6 protein-coding genes and 1 pseudogene are annotated in these 4251 nt (G+C 27.8%); all 7 read right to left on the bottom strand.

Features of this window, described 5'->3' with window-relative positions; all coding sequences use genetic code 11:
• Positions 1–147: 147 nt before the first annotated feature.
• Positions 148–573, bottom strand: coding sequence for a ferritin family protein (locus tag BM384_RS15900; RefSeq protein ID WP_090015074.1), 426 nt, complete (start codon positions 571–573; stop codon positions 148–150).
• Between the two features lie 13 nt (positions 574–586).
• Positions 587–1120 (bottom strand): glutathione peroxidase, encoded by a 534-nt coding sequence (locus BM384_RS15895; protein WP_090015071.1) that lies wholly within the window; start codon positions 1118–1120, stop codon positions 587–589.
• A 51-nt stretch (positions 1121–1171) separates the two neighbouring features.
• Positions 1172–1483 carry a thioredoxin gene (trxA, locus tag BM384_RS15890; RefSeq protein ID WP_090015069.1) on the bottom strand — a complete coding sequence of 104 codons (312 nt, stop codon included), beginning with the start codon at positions 1481–1483 and terminating at the stop codon, positions 1172–1174.
• A gap of 38 nt (positions 1484–1521) precedes the next feature.
• Positions 1522–2394 (bottom strand): NAD(P)/FAD-dependent oxidoreductase, encoded by an 873-nt coding sequence (locus BM384_RS15885; protein WP_090015068.1) that lies wholly within the window; start codon positions 2392–2394, stop codon positions 1522–1524.
• A gap of 94 nt (positions 2395–2488) precedes the next feature.
• Complete coding sequence (locus tag BM384_RS15880) at positions 2489–2965, bottom strand: glutathione peroxidase (RefSeq protein WP_090015066.1); 477 nt, start codon at positions 2963–2965, stop codon at positions 2489–2491.
• Positions 2966–3126: 161 nt separating this feature from the next.
• Positions 3127–3555 carry a MarR family winged helix-turn-helix transcriptional regulator gene (locus BM384_RS15875; RefSeq protein WP_090015064.1) on the bottom strand — a complete coding sequence of 143 codons (429 nt, stop codon included), beginning with the start codon at positions 3553–3555 and terminating at the stop codon, positions 3127–3129.
• A 162-nt stretch (positions 3556–3717) separates the two neighbouring features.
• Positions 3718–4104 (bottom strand): annotated as a pseudogene (locus BM384_RS15870) (triphosphoribosyl-dephospho-CoA synthase).
• Positions 4105–4251: the final 147 nt, after the last annotated feature.

Genomic DNA, 4251 nt, shown 5'->3' with positions numbered 1-4251 from the left:
ATTTTTTTATTTATAACGAGACGTTTATTAAGTGAACCCATTTTTAAAAATTAAAGATGAAAAAATATAAGTATATGAAAAAAACAACCATACAAGCTTTTGAGCTAGTATGGTCGTTTGATTTTTAGGACTTTTTTTATGTAAAATCTATAAACGTTTTAATAATCCTTCTAACATGCATGCATGCTTTGCTTCATCCTTATAAGCATTTTTTACGATTGCAGCTAGTTCACTAAGACCAGAAGCTTCAGCTTTTTCAGCTAATTCACCTAATGGTTTGCTAGCCCCTGCTTCACTTCTCATCATTTTTTCAATATCTATTTTTATGTCACCTGAAACTTTTCCAGATAGAATTGCATATTGTGCAGCATGTTCTGCTTCCTCTAATCCCATTGATTTTAAAACTTCAGCTATTTCAGGGTATCCAGTATATTGAGCTACTTTAGCCATAGCAAAATATAGTCCTGTTCCTCCACTTTCTGAATTAAAATATTTAGTTAAAATTTCTTTTAATTCTTGATTATCTTTTGCAATATCTAATGTATCTTTTATAGAAAACTTCAAATCAGACATATATATTCCTCTTTTACTTTAATAATTTTTCTATATCTTCTTCTATTTTTTCTGGTTCGTAAGTTGGTGCATATCTCTTTACTACGTTTCCTTCTTTATCAATAAGGAATTTAGTAAAGTTCCATTTTATTTCATCACCTTCAGTTGTAAATCCTCTTTCTTTAAGCATGTTATAAAGACCTTCTGAAGAGCTGTCTTCTTCTGCTTTTGGAGCTTGACTTCTTAAATATTTATATAATTCTGAAGCATTTTCTCCATTAACATCTATTTTAGCAAAAGTTTTAAATGTTGTATTATACTTAAGCTGACAGAAACTTGCTACTTCTTCATCACTTCCTGGGGCTTGATCAAAAAATTGATTACATGGGAAATCTAATATTTCAAATCCTTGATCTTTATACTTGTCATACATTTTTTGAAGACCTTCATATTGAGGAGTAAATCCACATCCTGTTGCAGTATTTACAATTAATAATACCTTTCCCTTATATTCATCTAATGAAACTTCATTTCCTTTTACTTCTTTTACTTTATAATCATATATCATATGTTTCTCTCCTTTTATAAAAATTATTTTTCTTAAGTAGTTTTATCATTTTTATAGATAGTTATTTATTTTTCCGCCTAGAACATCTTTTGGTGCAAAACCTACTGATACTTCTTGCTTTTCTCCATTTTTAAATATTCCAACTGCTGGTATGTTAGTAATGCTATATTCATCTGCTAAATTAACACATTCATCTACATCAACCTTTAAAAATTTAACCTTTCCAGCCATTTCTTCTGAAAGTTCATCAAGTACTGGTGATAACATCTTGCATGGGTTACACCATGTTGCAAAAAAGTCTACTACAACTATTCCTTCGTTTATTTCATTTTTAAATTCATTTTCATTTACTATCTTTACCATAATATTTTCCTCCGATTCTTCTTTAGTTAAAATTTATATTATTTATTTTTTCTCTTTATTTCATCTATATACGCAACTGCTGATAATGCTGCAATGTTTCCTTCACCAGCAGATTTAATGTATTGATAAGGTGTTCCAACAATATCTCCTGCTGCAAAACATCCTCTTAAATTACTTTGCATCTTTCTATCTACCTTTACGTGACTTCCATCCATCTCTAATCCTGGCACAAGCTGTCCTGGCGATACGCTATCTCTTAATATAAAGATTCCATCAGTTTCTATTTCAGAATCTTTTAAAATAAGCTTATTAGCCTTCTTATCTCCTTGTATTTCCTTTGGAACACCTCTCACAATTTCTATATTTTCATCTACTTCTACTTCTTCTTTATACATTGGCAAATAATAAACCTTAGAAGCAATTGTTCCTACAAAGTTAGCTTCATCTTCATCATGCTTATTGTAAGCAATTATTGTAACTACCTTATCCTTATAAAGAGGTGCATCACAAGTTGCACAATATCCTACACCTTTACCTAGGAATTCTTCTTCTCCTTTAAATGGTTTTCCAAAACTAACTCCAGTTGCTAATATTACTGCAGTGGCTTCATACATTTTGTCATTTACCATCAATGTATAGTAATCTCCCATAGCATAAATATTATTCACTCTTTCTTCTGTTATGCTTATATCCATCGATTCAATATGTTTCTTAAATTCATCTCTTACTTCACTTCCACTTTTTCCGTAAAAACCTAAATAATTATTTACTTTTTCTGCTTTAGCAAGCTTACCACTAATTTCATTGTTTCCAAACAGGATAAAACTCTTTTTTCTTATCTTAGCATTAAGAGCTGCTGAAAGCCCTGCAGGTCCACTTCCTATTATGGCTAAGTCATATCTTTCACTCATATTTTTTCCTCCTATTTATGCTATAATACTATCACTAATATTATGCTGTATTTTTATATTTTTATATTATATTTCTTTAAATTATTTCTTTAAATTATCCTAATAATTTTTCTACATCTTTTCTTATCTTTTTAGGGTTTGTAGCTGGTGCAAATCTATCTACAACATTTCCTTCTTTATCAATAAGGAATTTAGTAAAGTTCCATTTTATTTCACTACCTAATATTCCTTTTGCATTAGATTTAAGGAATTTGTAAATTAGATGAGCATTTTCCTCATTAACATCTATCTTTTCAAACATTGTAAATGATACTCCGTAATTTCTAAGACAGAATTCACTTATTTCTTTATTTGAAGCTGGATCTTGATTTGCAAATTGATTACAAGGGAATCCTAATATTTCAAAACCTTTATCTTTATAATCTTTATACATTTCTTCAAGTTCCTTTAATTGAGGAGTTAATCCACATTTACTTGCTGTATTTACTATAAGTAGTACCTTTCCTTTGTAGTCTGACATACTAATTTCTGTTCCATTAATCTTTTTTGCTGTAAAATCATAAAAATTCATATAAAATCCTCCTAAATAGTTTCATTTTCTTTAGTTTATCCAAATTTAATTTAATTCAATCAATTATGATAAAAATAAATATTTATCTAATGTAAACACTATATTTATTATGACAGAAATGCAATTCATATTACAGAAAGGAACTGCTATTTTCTGTCTTGTTAAAACCTCTTTAACATCTTATCTAAATAATATTTAAATTGAATTGCTTCCTCTTCACTCATACCTGATGCACAAGCTATGTTTCTAGGAATCTCTAGAACTTCATCCTTAAGAGCCTTACCCTTTTCAGTAAGTTCTACTATAACAACTCTATCATCTTCTTTAGATCTATACTTTTTTATTAACTCCATAGACTCTAGTTTCTTAATTACTGGTGTAAGGGTACCTGAATCTAAATGAAGCTTTTTGCCAAGTTCTTTAAATATTATCTTTTCTTCTTCCCACATAACCATCATTGTAATATACTGTGTATATGTAAGATTGAACTTATCAAGATAAGGTTTATAAAGTTTTATTATTTCTCTTGATAATGCATATAGTGGAAAGCATAGCTGATTTTCTAATTTTAATTCATCATATTTATTCATAGCTACCTCTACTAATATTTAATTTTTATTCAACTAAATTTAATTTAGCTCAATCAATATACTTTTATTATAACCATATTAATCTTATTGTCAACAATAAAATTAATAAACTTATAAAAAAATTTAAAAAAGATTTTTATAAGTTTATCTAAACATTGTAATTTACAGCTCTAACATATATTCATCTACTAAATGCAAAAGCACTGTTACTGCAAGCAAATCTGCACTTCCACCTGGACTTATATTTCTTTTTATGAACTCGTTACTTATTTTATTTATTTCTAATCTACCTTATAAAGTATTCATTCCACCTAAATCAATTATATTTTCAGCTTTATTTTTAACCTCTTCTAATGTCTCTATATCATGTCTATGAATTATAGTAGTATCATTACATACAGACATTAATCCAATTAAAGTATGTACTAATCTATCATTTAAATTCAAATGATTATTTTTTCTATATAAATCTAAAGAAAAATCAAAAACTGTTGGAATACCTTTTTCCACTTCTCCTCTAATACCTGGATTTTTATATTTTAAATCTATAATAGTGCAAAAATGCTTGAATAATTTTATAACTGAATAAAATAAAAAAACATTTATGATAAATCTCTGTTATAATTAAGTTCCTACACAAAATTCAACAAGGAGATACATAAATGTTTCAGAACACAATTATATCAAACGAACCAT

This window comes from Clostridium sp. DSM 8431 (assembly GCF_900116755.1).
Classification (GTDB): domain Bacteria; phylum Bacillota; class Clostridia; order Clostridiales; family Clostridiaceae; genus Clostridium.
The sequence above is the reverse complement of the archived record's forward strand: the minus strand, read 5'-3'. Positions and strand labels throughout refer to the sequence as shown.